At 42.3% G+C, this 23532-nt stretch carries 25 protein-coding genes; 14 read left to right on the plus strand and 11 right to left on the minus strand.

What is annotated here, in order from left to right:
- Nucleotides 1-448: 448 nt before the first annotated feature.
- The 3 genes from H6G41_RS30685 to H6G41_RS30695 all read right to left on the minus strand — a co-directional run bounded on the left by H6G41_RS30685 (nucleotide 449) and on the right by H6G41_RS30695 (nucleotide 1601).
- A complete protein-coding gene (locus H6G41_RS30685) occupies nucleotides 449-592 on the minus strand; it encodes a hypothetical protein (protein WP_190751705.1) in 144 nt (47 codons plus the stop codon).
- Between the two features lie 74 nt (nucleotides 593-666).
- Entirely contained in the window at nucleotides 667-1230 is a 564-nt protein-coding gene (locus tag H6G41_RS30690; protein ID WP_190751707.1) for a hypothetical protein, read from the minus strand.
- On the minus strand, nucleotides 1227-1601 hold the full coding sequence (locus tag H6G41_RS30695; RefSeq protein WP_190751709.1) for a hypothetical protein: 375 nt from the start codon (nucleotides 1599-1601) through the stop codon (nucleotides 1227-1229). The genes H6G41_RS30690 and H6G41_RS30695 overlap by 4 nt, the downstream gene beginning before the upstream one ends.
- A gap of 267 nt (nucleotides 1602-1868) precedes the next feature.
- Between H6G41_RS30695 and H6G41_RS30700 the strand changes: the two genes are divergently transcribed.
- From H6G41_RS30700 to H6G41_RS30720, 5 genes are all read left to right on the plus strand, one after another.
- On the plus strand, nucleotides 1869-2099 hold the full coding sequence (locus H6G41_RS30700; protein WP_190751711.1) for a hypothetical protein: 231 nt from the start codon (nucleotides 1869-1871) through the stop codon (nucleotides 2097-2099).
- A 54-nt stretch (nucleotides 2100-2153) separates the two neighbouring features.
- Complete coding sequence (locus H6G41_RS30705) at nucleotides 2154-2804, plus strand: 6-aminohexanoate hydrolase (RefSeq protein ID WP_190751713.1); 651 nt, start codon at nucleotides 2154-2156, stop codon at nucleotides 2802-2804.
- A gap of 501 nt (nucleotides 2805-3305) precedes the next feature.
- Nucleotides 3306-6692, plus strand: coding sequence for a DUF5906 domain-containing protein (locus H6G41_RS30710; protein WP_190751715.1), 3387 nt, complete (start codon nucleotides 3306-3308; stop codon nucleotides 6690-6692).
- A 36-nt stretch (nucleotides 6693-6728) separates the two neighbouring features.
- The gene (locus H6G41_RS30715; protein WP_190751716.1) at nucleotides 6729-7094 is read left to right on the plus strand and encodes a hypothetical protein; all 366 of its coding nucleotides are present in this window, start codon (nucleotides 6729-6731) and stop codon (nucleotides 7092-7094) included.
- A 96-nt stretch (nucleotides 7095-7190) separates the two neighbouring features.
- Nucleotides 7191-7991 (plus strand): aminoglycoside N(3)-acetyltransferase, encoded by an 801-nt coding sequence (locus H6G41_RS30720; RefSeq protein WP_190751718.1) that lies wholly within the window; start codon nucleotides 7191-7193, stop codon nucleotides 7989-7991.
- Between the two features lie 440 nt (nucleotides 7992-8431).
- On the opposite strand, the gene H6G41_RS30725 is transcribed toward H6G41_RS30720, so the two are convergent.
- The 3 genes from H6G41_RS30725 to H6G41_RS30735 all read right to left on the minus strand — a co-directional run bounded on the left by H6G41_RS30725 (nucleotide 8432) and on the right by H6G41_RS30735 (nucleotide 14631).
- The gene (locus H6G41_RS30725) at nucleotides 8432-8617 is read right to left on the minus strand and encodes a hypothetical protein (protein ID WP_190751720.1); all 186 of its coding nucleotides are present in this window, start codon (nucleotides 8615-8617) and stop codon (nucleotides 8432-8434) included.
- Nucleotides 8618-10861: 2244 nt separating this feature from the next.
- On the minus strand, nucleotides 10862-12901 hold the full coding sequence (locus tag H6G41_RS30730; RefSeq protein WP_190751722.1) for a GUN4 domain-containing protein: 2040 nt from the start codon (nucleotides 12899-12901) through the stop codon (nucleotides 10862-10864).
- Nucleotides 12898-14631 carry an AAA-like domain-containing protein gene (locus tag H6G41_RS30735; RefSeq protein ID WP_190751724.1) on the minus strand — a complete coding sequence of 578 codons (1734 nt, stop codon included), beginning with the start codon at nucleotides 14629-14631 and terminating at the stop codon, nucleotides 12898-12900. The genes H6G41_RS30730 and H6G41_RS30735 overlap by 4 nt, the downstream gene beginning before the upstream one ends.
- A gap of 1192 nt (nucleotides 14632-15823) precedes the next feature.
- On the opposite strand from H6G41_RS30735, the gene H6G41_RS30740 reads away from it, so the two are divergent.
- Genes H6G41_RS30740 through H6G41_RS30750 form a run of 3 tightly spaced genes read left to right on the plus strand, consistent with a single transcriptional unit; the run spans nucleotide 15824 to nucleotide 17233 of the window.
- Nucleotides 15824-16189 (plus strand): VOC family protein, encoded by a 366-nt coding sequence (locus tag H6G41_RS30740; RefSeq protein ID WP_190751726.1) that lies wholly within the window; start codon nucleotides 15824-15826, stop codon nucleotides 16187-16189.
- A 43-nt stretch (nucleotides 16190-16232) separates the two neighbouring features.
- Nucleotides 16233-16877 carry an AAA family ATPase gene (locus H6G41_RS30745; RefSeq protein ID WP_190751728.1) on the plus strand — a complete coding sequence of 215 codons (645 nt, stop codon included), beginning with the start codon at nucleotides 16233-16235 and terminating at the stop codon, nucleotides 16875-16877.
- Nucleotides 16874-17233 carry a CopG family transcriptional regulator gene (locus H6G41_RS30750; protein WP_190751730.1) on the plus strand — a complete coding sequence of 120 codons (360 nt, stop codon included), beginning with the start codon at nucleotides 16874-16876 and terminating at the stop codon, nucleotides 17231-17233. Before H6G41_RS30745 ends, H6G41_RS30750 begins: the two co-directional genes overlap by 4 nt.
- A 28-nt stretch (nucleotides 17234-17261) precedes the next feature.
- Here H6G41_RS30750 and H6G41_RS35930 read toward each other — a convergent pair whose 3' ends face one another.
- On the minus strand, nucleotides 17262-17393 hold the full coding sequence (locus H6G41_RS35930; RefSeq protein ID WP_277878217.1) for a hypothetical protein: 132 nt from the start codon (nucleotides 17391-17393) through the stop codon (nucleotides 17262-17264).
- Between the two features lie 44 nt (nucleotides 17394-17437).
- Between H6G41_RS35930 and H6G41_RS30755 the strand changes: the two genes are divergently transcribed.
- The gene (locus H6G41_RS30755; RefSeq protein ID WP_190751732.1) at nucleotides 17438-17617 is read left to right on the plus strand and encodes a hypothetical protein; all 180 of its coding nucleotides are present in this window, start codon (nucleotides 17438-17440) and stop codon (nucleotides 17615-17617) included.
- Nucleotides 17618-17632: 15 nt separating this feature from the next.
- Here H6G41_RS30755 and H6G41_RS30760 read toward each other — a convergent pair whose 3' ends face one another.
- Both H6G41_RS30760 and H6G41_RS30765 read right to left on the minus strand, forming a co-directional pair.
- The gene (locus tag H6G41_RS30760; RefSeq protein WP_190751734.1) at nucleotides 17633-18385 is read right to left on the minus strand and encodes a helix-turn-helix transcriptional regulator; all 753 of its coding nucleotides are present in this window, start codon (nucleotides 18383-18385) and stop codon (nucleotides 17633-17635) included.
- 133 nt (nucleotides 18386-18518) lie between these two features.
- Complete coding sequence (locus H6G41_RS30765) at nucleotides 18519-19037, minus strand: hypothetical protein (protein ID WP_190751735.1); 519 nt, start codon at nucleotides 19035-19037, stop codon at nucleotides 18519-18521.
- Between the two features lie 373 nt (nucleotides 19038-19410).
- Here H6G41_RS30765 and H6G41_RS30770 point away from each other — a divergent pair, with 373 nt between their 5' ends.
- On the plus strand, nucleotides 19411-19905 hold the full coding sequence (locus H6G41_RS30770) for a DUF4365 domain-containing protein (RefSeq protein ID WP_190751737.1): 495 nt from the start codon (nucleotides 19411-19413) through the stop codon (nucleotides 19903-19905).
- Entirely contained in the window at nucleotides 19902-20444 is a 543-nt protein-coding gene (locus H6G41_RS30775; RefSeq protein WP_190751739.1) for a hypothetical protein, read from the plus strand. Before H6G41_RS30770 ends, H6G41_RS30775 begins: the two co-directional genes overlap by 4 nt.
- A 29-nt stretch (nucleotides 20445-20473) precedes the next feature.
- On the opposite strand, the gene H6G41_RS30780 is transcribed toward H6G41_RS30775, so the two are convergent.
- Complete coding sequence (locus H6G41_RS30780) at nucleotides 20474-21466, minus strand: tyrosine-type recombinase/integrase (protein WP_190751741.1); 993 nt, start codon at nucleotides 21464-21466, stop codon at nucleotides 20474-20476.
- A 505-nt stretch (nucleotides 21467-21971) separates the two neighbouring features.
- Between H6G41_RS30780 and H6G41_RS30785 the strand changes: the two genes are divergently transcribed.
- The 3 genes from H6G41_RS30785 to H6G41_RS36345 all read left to right on the plus strand — a co-directional run bounded on the left by H6G41_RS30785 (nucleotide 21972) and on the right by H6G41_RS36345 (nucleotide 23087).
- Nucleotides 21972-22505 (plus strand): DUF433 domain-containing protein, encoded by a 534-nt coding sequence (locus H6G41_RS30785; protein ID WP_190751743.1) that lies wholly within the window; start codon nucleotides 21972-21974, stop codon nucleotides 22503-22505.
- Complete coding sequence (locus H6G41_RS30790) at nucleotides 22480-22887, plus strand: DUF5615 family PIN-like protein (protein WP_308796755.1); 408 nt, start codon at nucleotides 22480-22482, stop codon at nucleotides 22885-22887. Before H6G41_RS30785 ends, H6G41_RS30790 begins: the two co-directional genes overlap by 26 nt.
- Before the next feature lie 143 nt (nucleotides 22888-23030).
- On the plus strand, nucleotides 23031-23087 hold the full coding sequence (locus tag H6G41_RS36345) for a hypothetical protein (protein WP_371819506.1): 57 nt from the start codon (nucleotides 23031-23033) through the stop codon (nucleotides 23085-23087).
- Nucleotides 23088-23241: 154 nt separating this feature from the next.
- On the opposite strand, the gene H6G41_RS30800 is transcribed toward H6G41_RS36345, so the two are convergent.
- Entirely contained in the window at nucleotides 23242-23445 is a 204-nt protein-coding gene (locus H6G41_RS30800) for a hypothetical protein (RefSeq protein WP_190751745.1), read from the minus strand.
- Between the last annotated feature and the right edge of the window lie 87 nt (nucleotides 23446-23532).

Genomic DNA, 23532 nt, shown 5'->3' on the forward strand with positions numbered 1-23532 from the left:
TGCTTCTAATAGTTTCATTTGCACCCCAAAATACGATACTACAAGCACCTTATATTAGAGGACGCAAATTATCTTAAGTCCAGAGGATTGGTTCGCGACCACCTATCGCGAACCAATTTCCTTTTCCACATCCCGTGAAAAGTCAGGGATGCTGCCTAATGTCAATGAGTAATTTTTGGGCAGCATTTACCAATTCTGGTAATGGTTGATAGTTCATTTTTGACTCCAGAAAGACTTGAGATAATTTCAGTCTATTGAAGGGCTATCGCTCTTACAAAAGGGTAAATATTTAATCTCAACATTTAAAGATTGCTTGAGATTGTTGGTTTGCTGCCAACTGGTATATGCGTAGCTGCAAACAAATAAAGGAATAACAATGCAACCCATCAAAAGTAGTGGATTCACCTTCAATGCAAGCCACTCTTTAGCTGTCTCTTGACTGTGAAATTTAGCGTCGATTTTGGCTGACATACATTGCTAAACCTACTGCAAATAAACCCACACCTACTGGTGAAATAACTGCTGCTATCCCACCAATTAGAGATAGGGTGGCTACACCAGAATAAAAACAAGTCTCAGTAATTAAGTGCATTTTTCTCTCTTTTGCAATACTCAACAACACTACATAGAAGCGACTATCAGACAATGCTAATCTGTAGGCAATGTCTAGATATTTGCTGCCAGATTCATGATTTCTTCCAGTGACTTCTGAGCAGTTCGTTGTTTCGGGGTAATCCCCCGTTGGGCTAAAAAATCGTTAGCATTAATTCCTTTGATTGAGTGAGCGGCAGTTGTCAATTCATTCGTCAATTCATCTAAGTAATTTTCTAAGCCATTTCTAATTGTGTTTGAGTGGATGTGAACAAAGTTATTCACTACTGATTGACCACTGATAAATGCCAAGGTTGAAGTGAGTTTATCAATGGTTAAGGTGTAATTACCGACAAAATCACTTAGAGTATTCAATGCACCATTGATGATTTTTTGTTGTTCTGGAATAGGTAGAGTATTGTTAGTTGATGGAGCAATCGCGGCTATTTCTCCAGTTTGTTCTTGTTCAGCCTTCTGTTTGAGGACTTGAGTTAACGTTTCAAAGGAAGCAAAGCTAATTTCTTTGAGGCTGTCAAAATTATCTGGATGAGATTCTTGCAAAGAGAATCTAATAATTTCTTCTGGCATTTCCAACAGTTCACAAACTTCTTTGATAGAAACCATATCTAGAGCATTCATGCTGCATTACCTCTGGTGACTTGGTTAAACTGTGCTTGAAACTTAGCTGGGCTAAATTCTTGGGGATACTTTTTGATGTAGTTTTTTACCCGTTCAGCCGACTTGAGATTTTGCATGACGCGACCAACACGAGAAAGCACCCAGCTTTGGTATGGTGACAACGGGCAAGAGCGGTCTGTACTGCCATCGGCTTTGACTGGGTAAGCTTGGCGATAGCTATCTATGCGGTACAGTGCAATACCGTCCCAACTGACCAAAGTTGAACGAGCAACGTTAAGAATTCTTGCAAGTTCAGATTTCGTAACATAACTTGAGCAAAACAAGCCTGGGGAGTCTAAATCCAGTCCCCGTGCGGAATTTGACGCTTTCATAGAGCATCTATTGATTAATGGGCAAATAGTGATTGATAGCCAGCAGAAAGTACTGGCAAGTGTGAAGCAGGAATTTAGTAATCGCCGCTGTTTTGTCGTACCCACACGCTAAAAGGATTGATTTATCGGTTTTTCCTTGCTCGGTGGGCAGGAATCAGTTGACGGTGCTTGCTGCTTTCCTGTCTTGTTTGTTATGTTAAGGCATAAGTTGCTAAGTTGCAACTTAGCAACTTATGCAAATAGCAGCTGATTCGTTCTATAACCCTTATGCTTCAATGGAGAGAGAAGTTACGAAATTTATATTTAGCTACTATGCCTGCTAAGAAAGATGACCCCGATTACGTAGCACTTAGGGGTCACATCCCAAAAGAGTTATTTAGAAGATTTAAAATGTTTTGCCTTGAACATGAAGTTGATAACAGTCGAGGCTTAGAACATTTATTAAAGGAGTATTTTGACTGGAAAGACTCTCAACAAAAACAAGATGGAGCAGCGTAGAGCTATCAAACAAACCCAGAGTGTCACGACAAATTGATAACAAAAAGACACAGCATGACTACAGAACAACGACTAGACCGTGTTGAAGATGACTTAGCAGCAGTAAGACAACTGCTAGCATCAGCAGCTACCTATGCTGAATCAGCCAACAGGGGACTGGATCGGGCAGTCAGCAGACAAGATGCCACTGATGCTCAAATTGCCCAATTACGGGAAGCGCAAACGGCTACAGATGCTCAAATTGCCCAATTACTGGCAGCACAAACAGCTACGGATGCCAAACTAGATGGACTGACTGAGCGGGTTGATGAGTTGACTACAGCTCAAAATCGAACTCAAACACACCTTGACCAAATGGCGACAAGGTTTGACCAAATAGGTGAAAGGTTTGAGCAGCTGACTGCGGCTCAGAATCGTACCCAAACACAACTTGAACAGCTGGGGGGACGGGTTGACCAAATGTCCAGCCGGATGGATGAGTTTATCTTTCACACACAGCGAATATTCAACCAACAGGCAACGGTTTTGGAACGTGCGGATGGACGTTCTCTTGCATTAGAAGCGATCGTACAACGGCTAGACCGCAGCTATGAAGAACAGAAATCACATTTTCAGGAGTTCCAACGCACCACTAGCGCGGCTTTGGAGCGAATTGATAGAGTTTTGGACTACTTACTACGGCAAATTGGAGGTGATGCGAGGTAAGAGTAATAATGCATCCAGCGGATTCTTGTTGCTGTCTTTTATTCTTAAAGCGAACTTGACATAGGAAGTGAGTAGTATGAAGCACCAAAAAAATAAAAGCCGAAATAGCCCCTCTAGTTAAAGAGTGGCATTTGGCTGGTATGATTTTTTTTACAACCAACAAGCGGGTTAGCTAATCTCCTGCAACTTCAATCAGTGGCGGCCTGAGAAACCAAAAAAACTGATTTAGTCACGGGGGGACTGCTCTGTGATGTGCGCCTTTTTAGGTGCGCCCGTAAATCTATATTACAAGATTGTTGCCCAAATCTTGTTACTTTTTGCTGGAAAAATTCCAGTTGAAAGTAACAGATTATTTGCACATCTTTTGATTTCATCAAATTCTGTCAAAACACTTAACAAATTGGTGAAATCAAAAAGTCCGCGGCAGTTTTGAAATATAACCAGTATTTATGGCGCAGAACCCGCTCCAATGTCCATCGAGTCCAGGAATTGGAGTTAACTATGACGAGTACCGGGTTACTACTAGACAACAACCTCAAGACTTTTGACATTCGGAATTTTATTGAAAAGCTCACTCCTACCAAGGAAAAGAATCGTTATATCTGCCCCGTGTGCGAGGGGAACAACCTAACTATTGACCAGAAGACTGGCAAGTATCAATGCTGGAATGGTTGTGAGTGCCGAGATATTAGGGAGGCGGTTTCCCCGTGGGAGAGAGCTGGGGGAGCTGGGGGAGAGGAAAGTGCAGGGGGGGAAAAGTTAGTAAAAAATCACTCTTTTCTCTTAAGAGCTTCAAGTGCTTCCCCAACCTCAAGTGCTTCAAGTACCTCAAGTACCACCCCATCTCCCTCAGCTTCCCCAGCCTCCCCTGCTTCCCCTGCTTCAAGTGCCCTATTACCACAAGCATCGCCCTTACCCAAAAAAGAGCCAGTCCCCATCCCACCAGACGCAACACTAGTAAGACTGGCAGCTCCTGCCACTGACTGCCCCCAACCAGAACCACCAAAATTCATCCCCAAGCGGGTGAAAAGACAAGTTGCAGCAACAAAAGTTAACTTAGCCAGCGTTGTCGAAACCGTCTACAAATACTCTGCCAACCAACAGGTCAAACGCTTTGATTGGCCAGACAACAGTAACCCCAAAGGACACAATAAAACCTTTGTCCAATGTCACATGGGCGTTGACGGCTCATGGCAATACGTTAAAGGCGATGCCCCCTGGAGTGCATACCGACTCGATGAAGCTCTAGCCGCCGCTAAAAACACCCCACAGAGAGCAGCACTGCTCTGGCAGGAGGGCGAGAAATGCGTAGAAATCGCCAGAACTCACCAAATTGCTAGCTGCACCTTCTCTGGCAGTAACTGGAGTGAGGCAGAAATCAAGCGCATCCTCAGCCAAGTTAAAGCAGAATTGACAATGGCAGTCATGGTGTTCTTATATGACCCAGACCCAACTGGCATGAAGAAAGCCGAAACTTTTCAGAAGTGCTGCATTGATGTGGGCTTGCCTTGCGTGCTGATTAACCCCAAACAAATCTATGACAATTTACCCCATGATGCCAGCGATATCGAACAGATTTTGGCACAAATGGAAGTACCAGATTTTATTCGCAAACTCGAAGCAGAAATCCACGCCGCCGTAGATGGACAAACTGAGTTTGACCAACGAGTTGAAGATGCCAATAATTTTCTCGCGGATCTTCCAGACGACCAAGCGCCGTTGACCGAAATTACCCAAAAAGCTTTTGACATTCTCTACGGCGATCAACCTTGGATTTGCGCTCTGGACAAACTGTACTTTTGGGATAGCACTTATTACGAACATAGCCCCGATGTCGTCGAGCTAAAGCGCATTGCTAACTTTTGTAACAGCTACGCCGTACTTCAAGGTAATCAAATCCGTTTTCCCTACGCCAACCCCGCAGCTGTCCAAAAGATTTTGCGCTGGGTGAAAATTTTAGTAGGCGTGAGACCAGACGCACTCAACCCACCTGGGATTAATTGCGTCAATGGGGTTTTACAGGTGATTTGGTCAGATAAAGTACCGAGTTGGCACTTGATTGAGCATACCCCAGACCTTTACTACACCTACAAACCCATAGCCCTTTATGACCCCAATGCTGATAGCACTCATTGCGATCGCCTTTTGTCTTGCCTAGACCCCGCCCAAACAGAAATCTTCCTGCGAACCATCGCCGCCTCCCTTGACCTCCCCACCGTGCGGCAACATAAAGGTCGCTTAATTAAGGGCTTACTGTGCCGGGGCGACGGTAACAACGGTAAAGATACATTGCGGGAAGTTGTCAGCCTGATGTATGGCAAGCAGGGGATGACCGGCTGTACCTTAGCTGATTTTGCTGCTTATGACGAAGGACGCAAATTTCCCCTAGCTAAATTACGCCATAGCCGGGTGAACTGGGCTACGGAAAATACTAACAGCAACCGCTTAGACAAAATCCAAAGCTTAAAAGCCTTCATCACCGGAGAACCACTCGATGCCGAACGTAAAGGCGTAGATAGTGAAGAATTCTCCCCCAACGCGATCGCCTTATTCAACGTCAACGACACCCCCAACATCCAGGGGACGCTAGAAGCCATTAAAAGCCGTTATGCCGTGCTTTGCTTTAATAAAACCTTCGTCATCAACGCCGACCCGAGTAAAGGCGAAATTGAAGCAGATTCGCGCTTTAAATACGACCCCATCTTTGTGCAAACAATGGTTGTGCCTGCATTCCTCAACCGCGTCCTGCAAGCCCTAGTAGACCTGATGCAGGATGGCATCGACTACAACCCCACAGAATCAGCCTTGGCTGCCATCCAAACTGAAAACTGCCATTTGTTCCAGTTCTGCCAAGATGTGGGCTTAGACTACAACCCCAAGAGCATTTTAACTGCTAGTGAAATTTGGACAGTACTAGAGCAGTGGTATCGAGACAACGGCACCCTGGACTATGAAGAAACCAGTAACGGCAAGTTTAAAGCAACTTGGGTAGAACAAGCCAAACCCAGCGATAAAAATGTCAAAGCCCCCAACCAAGTTATCCCCCGCTTTTTACAGCTATTCCCCAAAGCCAAAAAATTAACCATGCCCCACCCCAGTGGCAAGAAAACAGTGCTGGCAATTCAAGGCATTGGTTTCAACCTTGGTTCACCGCCGCCTGAAGGTACTTCATTCTCAATAAGCGCATCTCCCACCCCAATAAGCACACCTAGCACCCCAATTCCACCCCAATTGCCACCCCAAAAAACCACGTTAAATCAAGACTTCCACCCCAACCACCCCAATTTCTCTTTTACCGTTGAAGAAAAAATTAAAAATGAAGAAGGCAGAAGTAATAAGTCAGAAGGAAATTCAATCCCGGCTGACTTGAAACCACTTCTCAAGAGTTCAGTCGATGTCTTAAACCCTTGTTCCCTTCAGTCACAACAGCGGGCAGAGAACTGTATTCCTTCTGCCTCCTGCCAAGTGCCCCCTGCCCCCGATCAAAATTTAGAAGTCAACTCCACTGCATTGGGGTGGGTGGGGTGCGATGCCCAAAAATCAAGCATTCTTGGGGTGGAAACTGGGGTGGAAACTGGGGTGGCAGAAACCCTTATTGGGGTGCAAACGTCCCTTGTTGAGAATGAAGCCACTTCTGCTGACGGTGTTGCATTAGCCCAAACACAGCCAATGCCTGTCATTAATAAAGGAACAAGAGTGAGAGTTCGTCCCCATACTTTAGGCACAAAGCGTGATGGTAAAGAAGGTGTTGTCATCCGCGTAAAAACTGAGCATTGTGAAGGACAAATACTCACCAAATACATTGTTTGGCTGGATGATGCTAGCCTGGAACCCAGTTTGCGACAAATCGAATGTTACTTGAGTTGGCTAATTGTATTGCACTCTTAAGTTGTCACTTACAAGTTGGAAGCGAGAGGATTAGACATGGGTAAAGCACAACGACGTAAACAAATTGCTAGAAGTGGTAACAACATTACTGAAGAAACAATCAAAATGGCGGGAGCAGTGGAACCAAAAGATGAGGCTCTACCGCCTGCTATAGTCTGGGGTGTGCAGATGGAAAACATCCACGACTACAAAGGATTGTTTATGGGCAGTTTGAATTTCATCAATAGGGGGTTTAATCCAGTTAAATACCTATTTACCACAGAGCAGTTTGATAGAGCTTTGCAATCTTTGATTGACCAGAAAACCTTAGTTTTTCGTAATGGAGGATATTATCTTCACCCAGATGTTCTGCATGAGTTAGACAAGAAATCAGGCAGAAACCTTAAGCCTAAAGCTGAGTAAAATCTGCTGATTGCTGAGACAGATGAAAAGCAGCATTTGTTGTTGTTCAAAATTGTTGCTGGCTCTGAATTTTTGATTAATGAATTGTTTTTTTATATGAGTGAAGCCGAAACAATTTTTAGCACACCATCACCTCGTACTCGCTCTTCCCTGTTGAGTGACTTGCATCAACTTGGGCTAACAGAGGGTATGACAGTCATTGTTCATTCTTCCCTCAGTTCACTGGGATGGGTTTGTGGTGGCCCAGTCACAGTGGTTCAAGCATTAATGGATGCGGTGACTGTAACAGGGACTTTGGTGATGCCCACTCATTCTGGACATTATTCAGATCCAGCAGGATGGCAAGCTCCTCCCGTGCCAGAAGATTGGTGGACAATTATTCGAGAAACAATGCCCGCTTTTGACCCAAAGATAACTCCAACAAGAGGTATGGGTCAAATTGTAGAAGTTTTTAGAACTTGCCCTGATGTCATGAGAAGTTATCATCCAGAATCTTCTTTTGCTGCTTGGGGACAGTATGCTCAAGGGATTGTGAAGGATCATTCCTTAGACTATTCTCTGGGAGAGGGTTCGCCCTTAGCTCGTCTCTACGATTTAAATAGTTGGGTACTTTTGTTGGGAGTTGACTATGATAATTGCACCTGCTTTCATTTAGCCGAGTATCGCAGTGGTAAGGCAAAGGAAATTAACAAGCAAGCTCCAATTTTGGAGTCAGGACAAAGAGTGTGGAAATCTTACACAGACATTGATTTTGACACCGACAGTTTTGTGGAACTAGGCGCAGCTTTTGAACAAGCAAGTCAAGTTAAAGTTTCAAAAGTTGGTTCTGCTACTGCCAAGTTATTTTCGCTCAGAGATGCTGTTGATTGGGCAGTTCGTTGGTTCAAATCTTGTTGAGCTGTTAAGGAATATGGCTCTACCGCCAAACCATTATTGTAATTGGGTTATAGCTCCCACACCCTTAAATTTTTTGATACAGTTTCATTGATTTCAAAAAGTATTTTAAGGTTTGAAGTGATCAAGCTCAAATATAGATTTAAATCAATGAAGCCTGAAAATTTATGATGTATTTATTGATGATAATTCATGCAAGTAAGAAAAAAAGTAAGCAACGAAATTTGATTAGTCGCTAAAAAGCTTGCTTGATAAAAGTTTCAAGAGCCAATACTGTGCATCGCTGTTGAGAGGTCGGGGCTTGCTCAATAGGCGTAGATCTAGCGGACGCTGACACCAGGGGCAGAATAGTACAAATTTACCTAAAACCAAGGTTTGTATATTTGAAATCCAGAAATGGCGCGTATACCACCCAAACATCCGTAGGAATTGACACCCAAGCTTCATCTACTGATGGTTGAAGATTCAAGACCCCTGCGACTTGACATATAAGCGTCAATCGAACTAAGAGGCAACTTCAGCATCTCTGGTTCCATTGTCATCAAACATGGTTTGCCTTCAGTTGCTAGTTCGTAAACAATCTTGGTCAAGGAAGCACCAGGGTCAAAACTGACTATCAGGTTTGACATTGACTGTGGTTGTGATTATCCATAAAAGCTGCTTTTAACTTAAATGCAAATATTGACTGTGAACATCACTCTACTGACCATTTTGTTGGAGGCAAATTTTATCCAGTTGGTTATTTTTTTCGCTGCTGTTAATTAAGTCCTTACTTTTCTGCTAAGAAATTCGATTTAGAAAAGTGTGCCATCACAGATCCATGCCAGTTCCACGAACGAGCCATTGCAGATTCATTACAGTGACAATGTTGATCCAATAGAGATCCATTTGGATGACATACGTATTCTATGTATAATTTTTAGTTGCAACAATGATAAATTATTGACAAATAATATGCCATGAGAGATCCAATACAAATCCATCGGAGATCCATTACATATTCATCCAGCAGTTGATTCGAGTAGCCCAAAAAAACCTTTGCTCAGTAGCAAGCTATGTTGCTGTCCGGACATTTTTTCTTGGGAGAAAAAACGCACCCCTAGGTGCGGCAACAAGCTTGCCCTCCTTTCACGGTTCCCCTACTGAGGTAGGTCAACCACCGTGACAGAGGGGAGATAATACGAAAATAATCAAAATTCAGGGCAAGCTTGTAGCGGATTGACTCAGATACTCACTCCTGCTGGCTTCACTCAAGTGCGTCTAGTAGAGACAAAGCGTGGTTTTTGTGCATTGGCAAGCGCACCATAATCAACGATGAAAGACAAATCCGTTTTGTAGTAACAATGTAATATTTAGTAGTAAATTTTGGTAGTAGTTTTTTCTTTCTCATTTTTGGCTCAAAAAACTGGGCCAAACTTTTTTGCGTACTGTGCGAGAAGTTGGACTGAAAAAACTGACATGGATGTAACATGAATCTGCCAAGGATTTACCAAGGATTTAACATAGCTTTCATCTCGCCATAGTTATCCATTCCATGAATTTGACATGGATTTAACGTCAATCAGACATGAAACTGACATGGATTTACCAAGGATTTAACATAAAACTGACATACCACACTGAGCAGTTTTATTACTTATTTTTGTCTGTACTGAGGATCGGAATTTATGGCTCCCATAGCTTCAGAGTCATGTTTAGACGCTATTATATGCGTTTAAACAAAGGATTTTCTGCTGCTGTTATTACAGCTACGTCAGGAAGTAAGTTTAGTAGGTAAGTCTTACCAAGAATTTTTCGTTCTTTTGTCTACACAGCTAATGAACAACCAATCAACTGACTGACAGTGCAGTAAATAGCCTCATTCCACTTTTTCCTAAATTCGTGGAATCGGTAATTGAAGGTAGTAAACTTGAACTAAATTCTCTTCACTCATCTAATACGTGATTTAGCTCTTGCACGGTTGGCTTGGTGTGATTTGGGCTAGGGTGCTTTCTTTGTGATTAGTAAAGCTAATAATTGTTCATTTGTCAGAGTCGAGCGAATTGAATAATTAAAAATCCGCCTTCTGGCTAAATTTTATAGTGGTCAGCAACTCTATTTTTCAGAAATTCGCCATGAGCAATTGTGTAGTGAGTTCACATTTATAATTATTAAAGCTGGTGAGATTTTTTGATTGAAAAATCAAAACCTCCCAAGAAATTGATCATCAGTAAAGCTGTTATATAATTATCTGTCAGATGAAAGCCTGTATTTTTGGCTGAAAGTCTTTCTATGAAGATTTTACAGAATTTTTTAGGAGAAAAAATAAGTGGAGCCAAATGGAGCCAACTTTTGTCCGAAAAAAATAAAAATTATATAAGCTCTGTTAATAATTAGGCGACAAATGGCTCCAAAATCTGACTAAAAAAATTAATTAAAATTAATAATTATCGAAATAAATAGATATCACAGGAGCAAGGCTGCTGCAATAAAAAAGCCTTGCCCAATGATTCTTATAAAAACAGTCAAGCTCCCGCGTTGCTCCCGCACAGAGTAAGAAAATATTTTAAGAAAAGGCAAATACAGTAAAGCCTCTTCATCTCTTGTAGTAAAGGTTTCAGCAGCCAATGTCTCGCAACACTTTTGCTGAGTCGAAGCTACGGGGGCGATTGCGTGGGGGACAGGAATAAAGTGGGAAGGCTTTGACGTACTAATTACACGTAATAGCCCATTAGTGTAATGAGACTCTCAAACTCTTCTCCCCTTCATTCATCTCTCGGCAGAAATTGGGGTAAAAGTGGCGAGCTTGTCACCAGCCGCCATGTAACGGCTGAAAGTCATACTACAAAAGGGTTACAACTTTTTCTTTGCTCTCAGCTTCTTAGAATTACATATTAAAACTTACAAGCATCGACTCGTGAGAAGAGGTGCCATCCGTTAGCTGCTGATTTTAGCTGTGCAGATTGTAAGCTTACAAACTTACGCGTTGATTCATCTCTCAACTTAGCCACATCCTCCCATACTACTTTGTCATAAGGTACCTCGCCCTCGTTAATTCCAAGCCTCATTAATCTTCCTTCAAGTCTTATAGATTTAGCTGGTAGGTGTCCTTGTAGAGTTGGAATTCCTTTAGAGCTCTTTGTACCAAACGTAAGATTTTCATAAGGTAACCAGGGATTGGCACTTACATCCATTAAATCTGCCTTGAGCCATCCAACACGATTAGCGAATTTTGTAAAATCTTCACCAACATTGTGCCAAATTTGTTGTTGTATGCTCAAGCCAAAGCGTCCGTTGCTGTACTTGTACCAGAGTGAGTCAATGACCCGTAAGGCGGAGCAGGGAATTTTTTGATAGTCTTCAGGTCTGAGCCAGAGTTCTTTATTTCTGCCAGACATTTCAATTATGAGTCTTAGGGTTTCCTCATCTGCCTCTTGCCATTTACCTTGTGATAATAATTCCCCTAGAGTCTCCATATATGTCAGGTTTTTTAATTTATAGCTATCTACTGATGCTCGAAATATAGCTGTAGCTACCGCCATCAAAAAAATTGCACTAATTACAGTTAAAATCTTTATCCGCTGCTTGGATCTCTGTTGCCCTAGAGTCAATCTCTTATTCGACCATTGTTGTAATTCCAAAGCGCGTTGAGATTCTCGATCCTTGCTGACAGTTAAGAATTTATAATCTAGATCGCTCAAGCTTTTACCAGATGCCCATTCCTGAGCATCCTGCAATGCCTGTCCCCGCAACAGCCGGGATTCATCCTGGCAGTCCGATACAACCCACGCCGCCAAGGTCTCTCCATAGGGACGCAACATCGCCAATGCCTGCTCTAGCCAATTACGATTAAACACTCGCTCATAAATGCGGTTGTATACCCGCAACATCCCATCTTGCTTCACCACCAGCCCCGTCAGCCGCAAAGTTAGTTGTTCTGGGCTGTCATTTGCTAGAATACCTCCTTGCTCCAAAATTTGCTGATACAGCCCTAGCAGTCGTCCTGTACGCTCCTCGCCACTTAGCAACAGCCTGTCTCGAATTGTCTTCAAATGCTCTGGTGTATCCTGCGCTTCCCAGTTCTTAATGACCCTGGCTGTCACTAAATCTTCAACCCAAGCTGCCTCATATCCTGCTGGTATGGTGTCATCCACACTCAAAACCAGTTTGCAGACCTTCTGGGTCAAAAACGGCTGTCCACCTGTCCAGTCCAACACTGCTTGCATCAATGCTTGAGGATTGCTAGATTTTGCTTCCAAACCTTGAGCTAGCGGTTGAGCTTCCTGCAACTGAAACCCCATCAGTTCGATCGGGCGACCAACGTTAAACGGAGTCCGCTGCTTGTCTTGCATCAAGTCTGAGGGTGTTGTCACCCCCAGTAGCGTAAATGTTAAACGACCGTACTCCACCTTCTGAGATCGAAGGTTATAGCACTCTCGAATAAAAGCAAAAAAGTCATCCAGCTTAAACGGTAAGCTGAGAACGCTGTCAATCTCATCAATGAAAACCACTATTCGCTGGGGAATAGTTGCCAGCAGCACTTCATCAAGAAATTTGTCAAACCGCCGCACATACGAAAGCAGGCGATGTTCCTCCCACCAGGTATAGAGATCAAATGTTTCGTATAGCTCCAGACTGCTGACAATGCTATCGATAACGCTGACATACCACTCTTCTAGCTGCATATCCGACGTGCCAATGCGGGTTAAGTCGAGCGCTGCACAAGCTACCCCTTCCGCTTGTAACCTCTGCACCGTCTGCACCTTCAGGCTGGACTTACCCATCTGCCGAGAGTTCAGGACATAGCAGAACTCCCCCGCCTTCAAGGCTTGGTAAAAGGTTTCATCCGCCTGCCGCCGCACATAGGTTGGCGCATCAACCGGAAGGCTGCCACCAACTTGATAGTCATACTCAGCATCCGGCGTGATACTCATGCAACAACCCTCAACCGTTCCCTAAAGTATTGCCGATACAGATTGCACAAAGGCACGACACTATTGTTCTGGAACTGCACCAGTCCCATACTGGTGAGCTTAAATGCCTCACTAGTACTAATCGACACGGGATGGTCTACTGCTACCACTTGTTTCATAGCAGCCAAGATTTTCTCATCTCCCTCTAGATTCAGCAAATGGCGACGCAGATGCTCTCCATACAACCCGCCTTCAGTTGGGGCAATTTGCAGCAACTTTTCTAATGACATCTCACCCCGTGCAATTTGATATAGCGCCGCCCGTATCAGATAAGGATGCCCACCCACCATTGCCATTAGCTGCCCCACCTTTGCTTCCGCCCAGTTCAACCCATGCCGCTGCACCAAATCTATCACTTGCGGTTGGGTCAACTGTGGTAGCTCGATCGGAACACCTACATTAAATGGCGATTGGTTAATATTCAGTGGAATATATACCTCTTTGGAATGCACAATCACCAGCCGCAGGTTCTTCCAAATTGGCTTAAGCTTGGCATCCTCGTGCCATGCCCTTAACATGCCGAAAAAGTCTGTGGCAATTTCCAAGTACTGAAAGACCTCATCCACTTCATCCAGACACAGCAAAACGGGACGCTTCAGTTCGGGTAGCAAGTATCGCTGAAAATAGTTCGTGCATTTGTTTTTGCTGCCTACCCCTCCTTTCCAATAATCTGCTAGCCTATCCTCTAGATTTAATTCCCCAGTGACACTATTGCAAAACCACTGCAAAAACTGGTCAAGACTGCTCAGAGAGTCTCGATCAACCAGTTGAAAGTTGAGTGATGCCGTTTGGTATTCCTGCTCGCTAGCATGGTTGAGAATTCGCAGCATCAAGGAAGACTTTCCCATCTGCCGAGGAGCTTTTATCCGAATCAATGCTCCTGTTTTGATAATCGCTTCGTAACAGCGGGTTTCAATCGGTGGACGCTCAACATAGAGTATTGACTCCAGGGAAACTTGCCCTTCTGGCTCTTCGAGAACAACGTCTTGGGTAGGGGGAGATACGAGCGAGCGGGAAGAACCTGACAGGACTTGTTCCAGCTTCCGAGTTTGGCTAGTAGGTTCTGGTATCTCCGGCACAGGCAAAGACTTTAAATCAATTTTTCCAGCATCGGTCGTTCTTTTGAGTACTGGAATGAAGTCTTGTGCAATCCCTTCAAGAGCAATCCGGTTACAGCCTAGTTTGTAGGCAAACTCAATCGATTCTCCCGCCCCTAGTGCGTCGTAAAAGCCAACTGCGAATAATCTAGCAGCCCGGTCTCCAACCGCCTGATTCATGCCAATTACATAAGGAATGTTGTGGACGATCGCAATTGCCTGCACCTCAGAATAACAGGCATTCAACACTACACACTCTACCTTCTCAGCGAACAACTGAAACAGCCCTGCTAGTGCCTCAGAGCCTACAAGTTGAGCTTGTCCAGTCAAATTCTCCAGAACCAAACCTTCCTCCCCCATGCCATGCCCGGAAAAATGGACGATCTGCGGCTTATAGTCCAGCATCGCCCGCTGCACATCGCCTGGAGTCACTGCCCAGACCTGCTCAAGCTGAAACATGTCACGAAAGCGCGATCGCTGTAATCCAGCATCAATCTCTTTGACCTCCTGAGTCAGGTCAAGTGGTGTTGAATTCTTAGGATTTGCTGCCAGGAATAGAATCGTCTTTTTCTTACGTGTTGAAGTGCTGTCCATGAATCAGTTTACACCGTGAGATACCTTGAAAGCCTACTTATGAAAAATTAGTCTTCTCAGAGGTTGGCGTTGTAACTTCTACGTTATCTCCTTCTTGCCTTACTGAAAAGTCTGGTTTACTGCTTTGAGCAAGTCCAACAGCAATCGCTTTAGAGAATGCTTTAAATTTGAACTTTATTATGTAAAAGTGAATATGAAAAATGTAGCCCGGAAGGATACAGAAGTAACTTCAGTTCAAAAAATAGCATTAAAATTACTTAGACAATACTGTATACATTATATTTTGATATTTTTTTCATGGTATCTACAAGTTGATAAAATGATTAGTCAGATAGTATAATCTAATACTAATTTTAATACAAGTATATAGTTTTTAAATGAAATATGAAATTTGTTGCCTTTCATAGATAAAGCAGCGAACAGTCGAGATACATGGAAATACAATCTTGTCCCTTGCCACCAATGGGAAGCTTAATAGCACCTTCTTCTATAGATTAATGTTTATCCCGATTATCAAAAATGCTAAAAAATCTATCAAAGCTTCTTTCGACCGCGTAATAGAGATACGCAGCCGAAGCTTTCAAAACCATTGCTTTGGTTGGGTTGTGCAAATAAAAGTAAGAAAGGGAGGAACTGGATTTTCTTACTTATGTCTGTATTGTTTCTATCTGCTCCACGGGGCGATCGCACTCCTTGATCTGCGACCGAGCAAGAAAGGTGTACAGCATTGGCTCTTCAAACCCTTGTCATTAAAGCGTTTTAGTTTGGTAATCAAAAATTTTCTTACTTTTTTTTCTTACTTGTGCTATTTATCATCACTATTCCTATCATTAATAGAATATGCCATAGATTTTAATCTATGTAATCACTCTGCCAAGAGACCACAACAAATAACTTTATTCGCTAGTAAGACAAGCTTGGTAAATAGTCTTACGATGGTGATGCAAGTCTTACATAGTGGTAGGAGATCAGCTATGCGCCCTTGTATAGCAGTAGAGAAATTTTGGGATCTTCGAGATAACTGAAAGTAACTGTCCTACTTTCGGTGGTTGTTCTATCCAAACTGAACGGACTACATCAACGCGCTTATCAGTGCTTCAGTAACACTTGTTTTCCTGTATCATAGCTAATTAGTCAGCTTAATGCAGTAATGCAGTAATGCAGTAATGCAGTAATAATTTCAATAAAATAAATGTCTCAGCCTGAGCTAAGTTTGGTGGTTTTAAGAACTGCCGATGTCCTAAAAACGCTGTTATTTTACAGAGCCATTGGGCTAGAGTTCGAGCAAGAATGTCACGGTCAGGGGGTGATTCACTATGCTTGTACGTTGGGTACAAGTACAATCGAAATTTATCCTCTAATTGATGGGTCTGCACAATCGCCAGTACAAGGTGGTGCAACGATGCTGGGGTTTAAAGTCGCCAACATCGATGCTGTACTTACTAAACTTCAGGAAATTGGAAATACCGTACTACCAACTAGAGAGTCAACCTCGCGTGGTCGTCGGGTAGTGTTAAATGACCCCGATGGTCGTAAGGTTGAGCTTACAGAATTATGAGACTTTTTATTAATGCAGTAAGTAATGCAGTAAGTAATGCAGTATGTCAGTAATCGCGTTTATTAATCAAAAAGGTGGTTGCTCCAAGTCAACATCCGCCGTTCACATCAGCTATTGGCTATCTCGCAAGGGGCATAAAGTTCACTTGCTAGATGCTGACGCTCAACGTAGCAGTTCCATTTGGCTCCAGTCGATTGAGGACAACTCTATTCCCACTACCGTGCTGCAATCACCAGATGAACTGTTGGAGCAAATCCCAGAGTTAGCGCAAGAGTGTGATTATCTAATTGTTGATGGGCCAGCTGGTTTATCTGAGGCTAGCAGGGCAATATTATTCAGGACTGACCTAGCTATAGTTCCCTGTCAGCCGACAGGTTTAGATTTGCAATCTGCCAGTGATGCGGTGCGGTTAATCAAGCAGGCTCAGTCTGTGCGCGGTGGTGCGCCCAAGGCCACAATATTTATTAGCCGTGCTGTTAAGGGGACAAAGTTATTAGATGAAGCGATCGCACTTTTGTCTAAAACAAAAGAGGTGACAGTGCTGAAGACAGTGATTCACCAAAAGCAAGCGATCGCTGACACCTTTGGTCAAGCTGCAACAATTTGGAATTTATCGGGTCGTCCTGCGGCTGAATCTCAACGGGAATATGAGCGGTTATTTAAGGAAATCATAGGGATGCTCAAATGACTAAAAAACGAAAGTCCCTCGATGATGCCCTGGCGCGTGAGTTTGTTTATGGTGAGAAGGATGAACAGGCAGAACCAGAGCAAGTAATAACTCAAAACCAACAAGAGCCAGAACCACAGCCACAGCCAGAACCCACACCAATTGCACTACCTACGCCCACACCTCAACCAACCAAGCCTAGTATTATGTCTCAACTCCAGCCAGCCACTCCCAAGGAAGCGACAATTAGACTAACTGTGGACTTACCAGAGTCTATGCACCAAAAGTTGTCTATGCTGGCAGCAAAGACTAGGAGAAAAAAGGCTGAGATTGTACGGCTGCTGCTGGATGAAGCACTCAAGGATGTTGAAGAGTAATGCAGTAATTGATGCAGTAATGCAGTATTTAAGTAAATAAGTATTTATGAGACGATCTGGCTGTAATGGCTGCGATCGCCTTTTCTAATGTTTGACCCTGCTTATGGTGTTGGTGCATTTGTGCTGGGTGCGTAGACGCTTGCGGCTTGTCGCTAGACATCGCTTTAAACTGCCTGTTGGCGCTTTGGTGAGGGAGCTTAAAAGGTGAGACAGCAGGAGCGAGCGCTTTTTAGTTCTCTTGGATTTAGTTGCTGGATTGCGATCGCTCTTTCTAACTTACCCAAACAAGAACGTTTTTTGACTGAGCCAACAGCATCCAATGATACTCACGCCCCATTGCTTGTGAGAAATCCGGGATTACATCGCAATGACGCAACAGAATAATCAAATTAATTGCATTTACCAAAAATCATCTTCAATAGGATCTGAACCAATCATAAAATCAAAATTACCTTCACCCCTGCTTTTATTCAATGTTTCCATGATTTTTTTGGGGTTATCATGAGGCCCATTGACATAGAATGGTTTTCCGTCACGACCACATTCAATACGTATTCTCCCATCCCATTCTCCGATGTGCGAGCGCGATTTAGAAAAGTCTTTGTGTGGTTGAAATCCTAAGCTTAGAGCGTATTCGCAAGCACTAAATATCATCCCTTGGGCAACTTCAAGGGGAACCTCTTGGGGCTTTCCGGGAAATGGATGGAATAGTGCTGCTGCAACTTCTTTAAATTTTATCCTGTCTACTGTACGTGGTGGCATGGCATCTTTAACACCCAAGCACCATATATCTAAAAGGTAACTACAAACCGTGATTTGATTGTATCGAGCAACTCTTGCAATAACCACTAATCCTAAACCGCGAGCGATATCATCATTGTTTTTTACAGGTATGATTTTTGTCAGCAGATTTTTGATGCTGTTTTCTGGTGGGTTTTTCGGTAACAATTGGATAAGACTTTCGCTTGCTAAACACTGATATACGGGGTCTAATTCACCTTTTGCTAATCTATCTAATGTGGTTTGCTGTGCTTGATTTTGAATTGCTGCGTTGACTTCTGATACTTTGATACCTAGTTTTCGAGCTATTTGTTTGGGTGTTAAATTCAATGCCCGTAATTCCATGATTTCTTGTTGTTGTGTTGCTGTCATAAATTACTACTTTCTACAAACAACCGGGAGCAGAAATATTAAACCAAAGCTGGCTTTTATTAATTAAATTTCTGGACATTAATTATAGTTTGATCAGGTATATTATTAAACCGCACTGCGGGGACAGTTGAAGTTATTTCACCGGATGGTAAAGTTTAGTTAATGGATTCCATTCCCATCCCGTACTCATAGGATCGCGGTTTCTTGTCCAACTGATAAATTCTTTGGCATTTTTGGTTTCCCTTTCCGCAATCAGGCTTTGGGGACTAACAGCGAGTCTTGAGGACAGGTTTTCGTTTGTCCTCGGTTGCAGTTCAACTTGGGGTTGCTGGTATGAATAAGCTTGTCTTTGAGGTCGAGTGTTGTTGCTATATCTCCCTGCTTGCAAAGCCCGTTCCATCTGTTCCAACTTCTTGGTAATTGCTTCTAGTTTGGTGTCAAGATGGGATTCTAGATTGTCTAACTTATCCGAGAGTTTGCCGGGGATATTGATATCATTATTGTTATCAAATTGGCAGACTAATTCTTCTAAGGCTTGCAGCAAGGCAATTGTATGACCTTGACGATGCAGCCGCGATAGTTCTCTGACTACTGGAATCAAGGCAGTAGGGACGCGAACCATTTCGCTAGGTGGAGATTTTTGGTCAGGCATTTGATATCAATTCGATATCGACAAACTGATTGTAGATGAAAAGCGTTGCTTGTGTCCGTTAGGCATCGCTCAATATCGTATGAATGCGGTATCCAAGAGAACTAAAATTCAAAATTCGTGCTTCTGTGATGGCTCCGCCCGCCGCAGGCATCGCCTGACGGGGTAATGGGGGGCTGAATTATCGCGCCACCACCCATCAATATTTCTTCCACATTTCTTCCACCCACCCGTGGAATTCCATCATCCACAAGGGCGCTGCTGGGTACAGTTTGCTCTAATTAATTGTAACTAGGAATAATGAAGGCTAATTTATGTAAATTTATCAATAGTATATGCTGTTTTTTTCTATGAAACATTGCTTTACGATAATTTAATGGACATCAACCAACAAAAAGAACAATTTAGCATTACCTATGTTAGAGCTATTGCTGCCGTAGCCGGTTATTCTTTATATAGACCAGAAATCGATAACGACAGCGTAGATTTAGGCATAATCAGTAGAGGTGGTACAGGTAAAATCCTTTCCCCTAGACTAGAATTACAACTAAAATCTACAGCTAGAGATATTCTTGATGACAATTATATTAAATATCCCCTGATTCTCAAAAATTATAATGATTTAAAAATCAATGCCCTAGTTCCTCGGATTTTAGTAGTCGTTTTAATTCCCGAAAAAATAACAGACTGGATAAAACAAACCGAAAATGAACTTTGTATTAGACATTGTGCTTACTGGGTATCCTTGCGCGGAATGCCAGACACCGAAAATACAACCAATGTTACTATTGAAATACCTCGTAGTAATCAGTTTACGCCTGATGCACTCCAAGCCATCATTCAACGCATTAGTTTTGGAGAAAGCCCGTGAAAGTCACCATTAAAGATAGTCAAATCCTCAAAACCGTTAACCCTAATGTAATACAAGCACACTTGCAAGCAACAGGTTGGCAGGAAACCGGGCGGATATATAATGATTCTGGGGCAATTTGGCGACTGAAAAAAGATGCCGCTCCTGAATATGAAATCTTGCTACCTCTTCAACATAACTTAGGAGATTATGCTGAAAGAATTAGCGATATATTAAAAACATTATCAGTGGTAGAAAATCGTGACCAAGTTGATATATTAAGCGAATTTATTACCAATTATCCCAACTTCAACTTGCAAGGTGTGGTCATGCAAATTGCTACTCCATCAACTGATAAACTGAGTGGAGAAATTACTTTATTAGCTGAAGTTTTTGAGAAATTACGGTCAATTAAAACCGAGCTAGCAGACCATGATTATATCTTAGCCATTAAAGCCTATCAGGAACGTTTACCAATTCACTGCACAGGTGATTTAGTCAAAGTTGACAATCATTTTCTCCTGAAAAATCCCCACGATTTGCTTCTTGGTAATATCTAATTTCAACCAAGCTCCGATTGTTAGGTTTTCTAGATGAGTTCTGATATCGAGTCACTCATCTGCTTTTGCAAACGCTGGCGGTTATCATCATATTTCAAAACCGTCTGCACTTGGGCGTGTCTGCTAAAACGCTGAGTAGCACGGTAATTGCCATTATTCAAATCCAATACTGTAGTAATCGCACTGTGACGAACACGATGGGGTGACATCTTCTTAGTAATTCCCGCAAGCTTACATAATCCATCCACCAGTCGCCTGATTGCTTCCCCAGTTAATCTTGCTCCATTCTTGTGATAAGCCAACACTGTAAACAGCGGATCATTGCCACGTTTCTTCTTAGAAGCTTTTATCCAACTGGCTAGAGCGTCGGTGGTTTTGGGAGATAGGTCAATAACTTCCTTCTGGCTACCCTTACCTTTACCTAAAATTGAGAGCGTTTTTTCCTTAGCGTTAAAGTCACGCACATTTAAATTGACTATCTCCTGACGACGCAAGGCATTATCCCAGAGTAACCGCAGTAGTGCATAATCACGCTTGCCTTTTAAAGTATTCTGGTCAACCAGCGCAATAACTTTGGCATAGTCAGTCGCTGGAATTCCCGTAGTGTCTCGGTAGGTTTCGACCCTTTCACCTTTGACATCATCTAAAGAAAAATTGCAGACACCTAGCCGTCGCCCCATCTCCACCATTGACTTGATAGCACTGAGGCGACGATTCACCGTAGCTTCAGCCAGTTTTTTCTTAATCAGGTGTGCCTTATACTTGAGAACCACAGCAACAGCGTGACGTTGTTCCAGATGAAGAAACTCCAAAACCAAATCCCGGCTGGGTTCTTTCTTAACGACAAACAGGAAGAAATCTTTCAAATCTTTTTGGTATTCGCGCTTGGTGTTCTCACTGCGCTTATCCCCAATCAACTGCTGAATAACATCGGGGTCATTTTCTAAAGAAAAGTCCTCTCCGATCGCTAAAGTCAGCGAGTTTTCTAGAACACTTATATTCTCAGGGTGGATGGGTGTCACTTTTTTGGACAGGGTAGACGCTTTAATGCTATTTCAACATCTTAGTTGTTAATCGGTATTTATTACTGCAAGTGGTGTGAAAAGATGCATTGTCGCACTATTTGTCAGCACAGATGGGGGAGGGGTTTGGGAAGTAATTGTCAGATGATTGACAGTTAGGGAGGGCGATGAAACGAGATTTTCTGACATGAGAGTGTCAGGGCTAACGAAGGGAGTACGTGATCTGACGGTAAATGAACAGAGAGTTGACAATAGCGAACACCCTAACCCTGAAAGATGGGTTAGGGTGTAAGAGCGCGTGTTTATGAGAGGTAGGAATTCAAATTATTGATATCAAAATTGTCAACACTTTTGAATCAATGCTAAAATCTTCCCTAGACAGGGAATAATTTCAAATTATTTATTGATTTCATCAAAATTTATATCACAAATAGTCCCCAAAGTAACAAATCGTTGAAAATTTGTTCTAGGTGAAGGTAATGTTTTTAGCTTGTAGGTAATGCGTATGTATATAGAAACTTTTACTCCTACTGAAGCGGCGGCATTTGTAGAATTACCACCCAAGAAAATTTATAAGGAAGTAGAACATAAAATTTTTCCTGAATATAATCCTCCCAGACTGAATTTTGCAGCATTGGTTTATCTACGTTTAATTAAGGAGATTAACTTTATTCCTGTTGATTATCGTTCGTTTCTTTATCAAAGTTTAGTTAAAGCTTTGGAGCAAAATTTATCATCAATTGAAATAGTAAGATTTGTCAAAATAGAAGTTGAGCCTATTGCTAAGGAGGTATTAGAATTTATCAAACGTTTTCAAGCATGGAAAAAAAATTTAGTTTCAGATCCGAACATAATGAGCGGAGAAACAGTATTTCCTAATTCTCGGCTTACAGTTCGTCATATTGGTTCAATGCTTGATAGAGGAGAGTCCCTAGAGGTAATACATGAAGACTATCCTTATTTAACTGAAGAAGATATAAAATTTGCTCAAGTCTACGTGAAAGCTTACCCAAGTGTTGGACGACCTAAAAATAATTAAATTCCTAATTGATGAGGATCTTTCACCAGCCGTTGCACGTTACTTGTGTAACGAGCTTTTTATTGATGCAATTGCTGTGAGAGATCGGGGGTTACTTGGTGCAAAGGATTATCAGGTTTTAGAATATGCTTTTAATGAAGAGCGTATTCTTGTAACAGCAAATGTTCGGGATTTTGAAAAGTTTGCTCGTACTACAGAAATCCACGCTGGCATTGTATTCATCTGCCAAGGAGATTTATCTCGAAATGAGCAAATTGCCATTGTCAAAGAAGCTGTAAATGCAATCAATGCTGAATTAGAAAAAGGACGCGATATTTTAAATCGTGTCCTATATATGGAAGAAGATGGTACTAAAAGGTTTGATAATTTGGGAGGAAATTAGCAAGAGTATTACGCAAGTGGATTTAATCAACAGATTCTTCTGAATCTTCCTCATCTTCCAAATCAACAGATTCCACCCTATCTTTAGCACTCACAGCATATTGTTTAGCTGAAGTTGCAAACGCAAACCTAAGTGGAGCTACCTTGGAAAATACAAAGCTCACTGGTGCTATCATGCCGGATGGTACAACTCACGAGTAGCTTTGACGATAGTCAAGAATTAAGCATTGCTAAAAGTTCTTCTTTTCTTTTTTCTAAGAGAGAGATTTTCCGGTTCAAACTTCGGATTTCTGTATTGATTTTCGATAATTCAGCTTTGCGCTTTTGAGTTTTTAGATAATCCGACCCATATTTTTCAATTGACTTTATCTTCTACCTCATTCCTTAAGAGTTTGAAGCAGGGATTTCCATATAAAGTGTTGTGCCGATATTGCAATTTTCCTGATTTGATAGCCTCAAGAATTTCTGCTAGATCAAGGTTAAATTCTTTTTGGGCTGTTTTATCGCTCAGAGTAGCTCCCTTTTGCCCCCAAGGGGAATTGTCTTCTTCCTGATTCATATTTGACTTGATAAATTTAAGAGAACGAAATAAATTCTATTTCCATATCTCACTCATTATTTTGTAACTGGAGAGTGCAACTCCCGT

Origin of the sequence: Tolypothrix sp. FACHB-123 (genome assembly GCF_014697075.1) — a bacterium.
Taxonomy (GTDB): domain Bacteria; phylum Cyanobacteriota; class Cyanobacteriia; order Cyanobacteriales; family Nostocaceae; genus Aulosira.

Excerpts from the sequence above, each read along its gene's own strand:
- H6G41_RS30765 (WP_190751735.1), bottom strand. The coding sequence starts at position 19,037 with ATGCCTGACCAAAAATCTCCACCTAGCGAAATGGTTCGCGTCCCTACT.
- H6G41_RS30750 (WP_190751730.1), top strand. The coding sequence starts at position 16,874 with ATGACTAAAAAACGAAAGTCCCTCGATGATGCCCTGGCGCGTGAGTTT.
- H6G41_RS30725 (WP_190751720.1), bottom strand. The coding sequence starts at position 8,617 with ATGTCAAACCTGATAGTCAGTTTTGACCCTGGTGCTTCCTTGACCAAG.
- H6G41_RS30705 (WP_190751713.1), top strand. The coding sequence starts at position 2,154 with ATGACTACAGAACAACGACTAGACCGTGTTGAAGATGACTTAGCAGCA.
- H6G41_RS30760 (WP_190751734.1), bottom strand. The coding sequence starts at position 18,385 with ATGACAGCAACACAACAACAAGAAATCATGGAATTACGGGCATTGAAT.
- H6G41_RS30715 (WP_190751716.1), top strand. The coding sequence starts at position 6,729 with ATGGGTAAAGCACAACGACGTAAACAAATTGCTAGAAGTGGTAACAAC.
- H6G41_RS30700 (WP_190751711.1), top strand. The coding sequence starts at position 1,869 with ATGCTTCAATGGAGAGAGAAGTTACGAAATTTATATTTAGCTACTATG.
- H6G41_RS30800 (WP_190751745.1), bottom strand. The coding sequence starts at position 23,445 with ATGAATCAGGAAGAAGACAATTCCCCTTGGGGGCAAAAGGGAGCTACT.
- H6G41_RS35930 (WP_277878217.1), bottom strand. The coding sequence starts at position 17,393 with ATGTCTAGCGACAAGCCGCAAGCGTCTACGCACCCAGCACAAATGCAC.
- H6G41_RS30730 (WP_190751722.1), bottom strand. The coding sequence starts at position 12,901 with ATGAGTATCACGCCGGATGCTGAGTATGACTATCAAGTTGGTGGCAGC.
- H6G41_RS30685 (WP_190751705.1), bottom strand. The coding sequence starts at position 592 with ATGCACTTAATTACTGAGACTTGTTTTTATTCTGGTGTAGCCACCCTA.
- H6G41_RS30785 (WP_190751743.1), top strand. The coding sequence starts at position 21,972 with ATGTATATAGAAACTTTTACTCCTACTGAAGCGGCGGCATTTGTAGAA.
- H6G41_RS30745 (WP_190751728.1), top strand. The coding sequence starts at position 16,233 with ATGTCAGTAATCGCGTTTATTAATCAAAAAGGTGGTTGCTCCAAGTCA.
- H6G41_RS30735 (WP_190751724.1), bottom strand. The coding sequence starts at position 14,631 with ATGGACAGCACTTCAACACGTAAGAAAAAGACGATTCTATTCCTGGCA.
- H6G41_RS30720 (WP_190751718.1), top strand. The coding sequence starts at position 7,191 with ATGAGTGAAGCCGAAACAATTTTTAGCACACCATCACCTCGTACTCGC.
- H6G41_RS30690 (WP_190751707.1), bottom strand. The coding sequence starts at position 1,230 with ATGAATGCTCTAGATATGGTTTCTATCAAAGAAGTTTGTGAACTGTTG.
- H6G41_RS30710 (WP_190751715.1), top strand. The coding sequence starts at position 3,306 with ATGACGAGTACCGGGTTACTACTAGACAACAACCTCAAGACTTTTGAC.
- H6G41_RS30695 (WP_190751709.1), bottom strand. The coding sequence starts at position 1,601 with ATGAAAGCGTCAAATTCCGCACGGGGACTGGATTTAGACTCCCCAGGC.
- H6G41_RS30770 (WP_190751737.1), top strand. The coding sequence starts at position 19,411 with ATGGACATCAACCAACAAAAAGAACAATTTAGCATTACCTATGTTAGA.
- H6G41_RS30740 (WP_190751726.1), top strand. The coding sequence starts at position 15,824 with ATGTCTCAGCCTGAGCTAAGTTTGGTGGTTTTAAGAACTGCCGATGTC.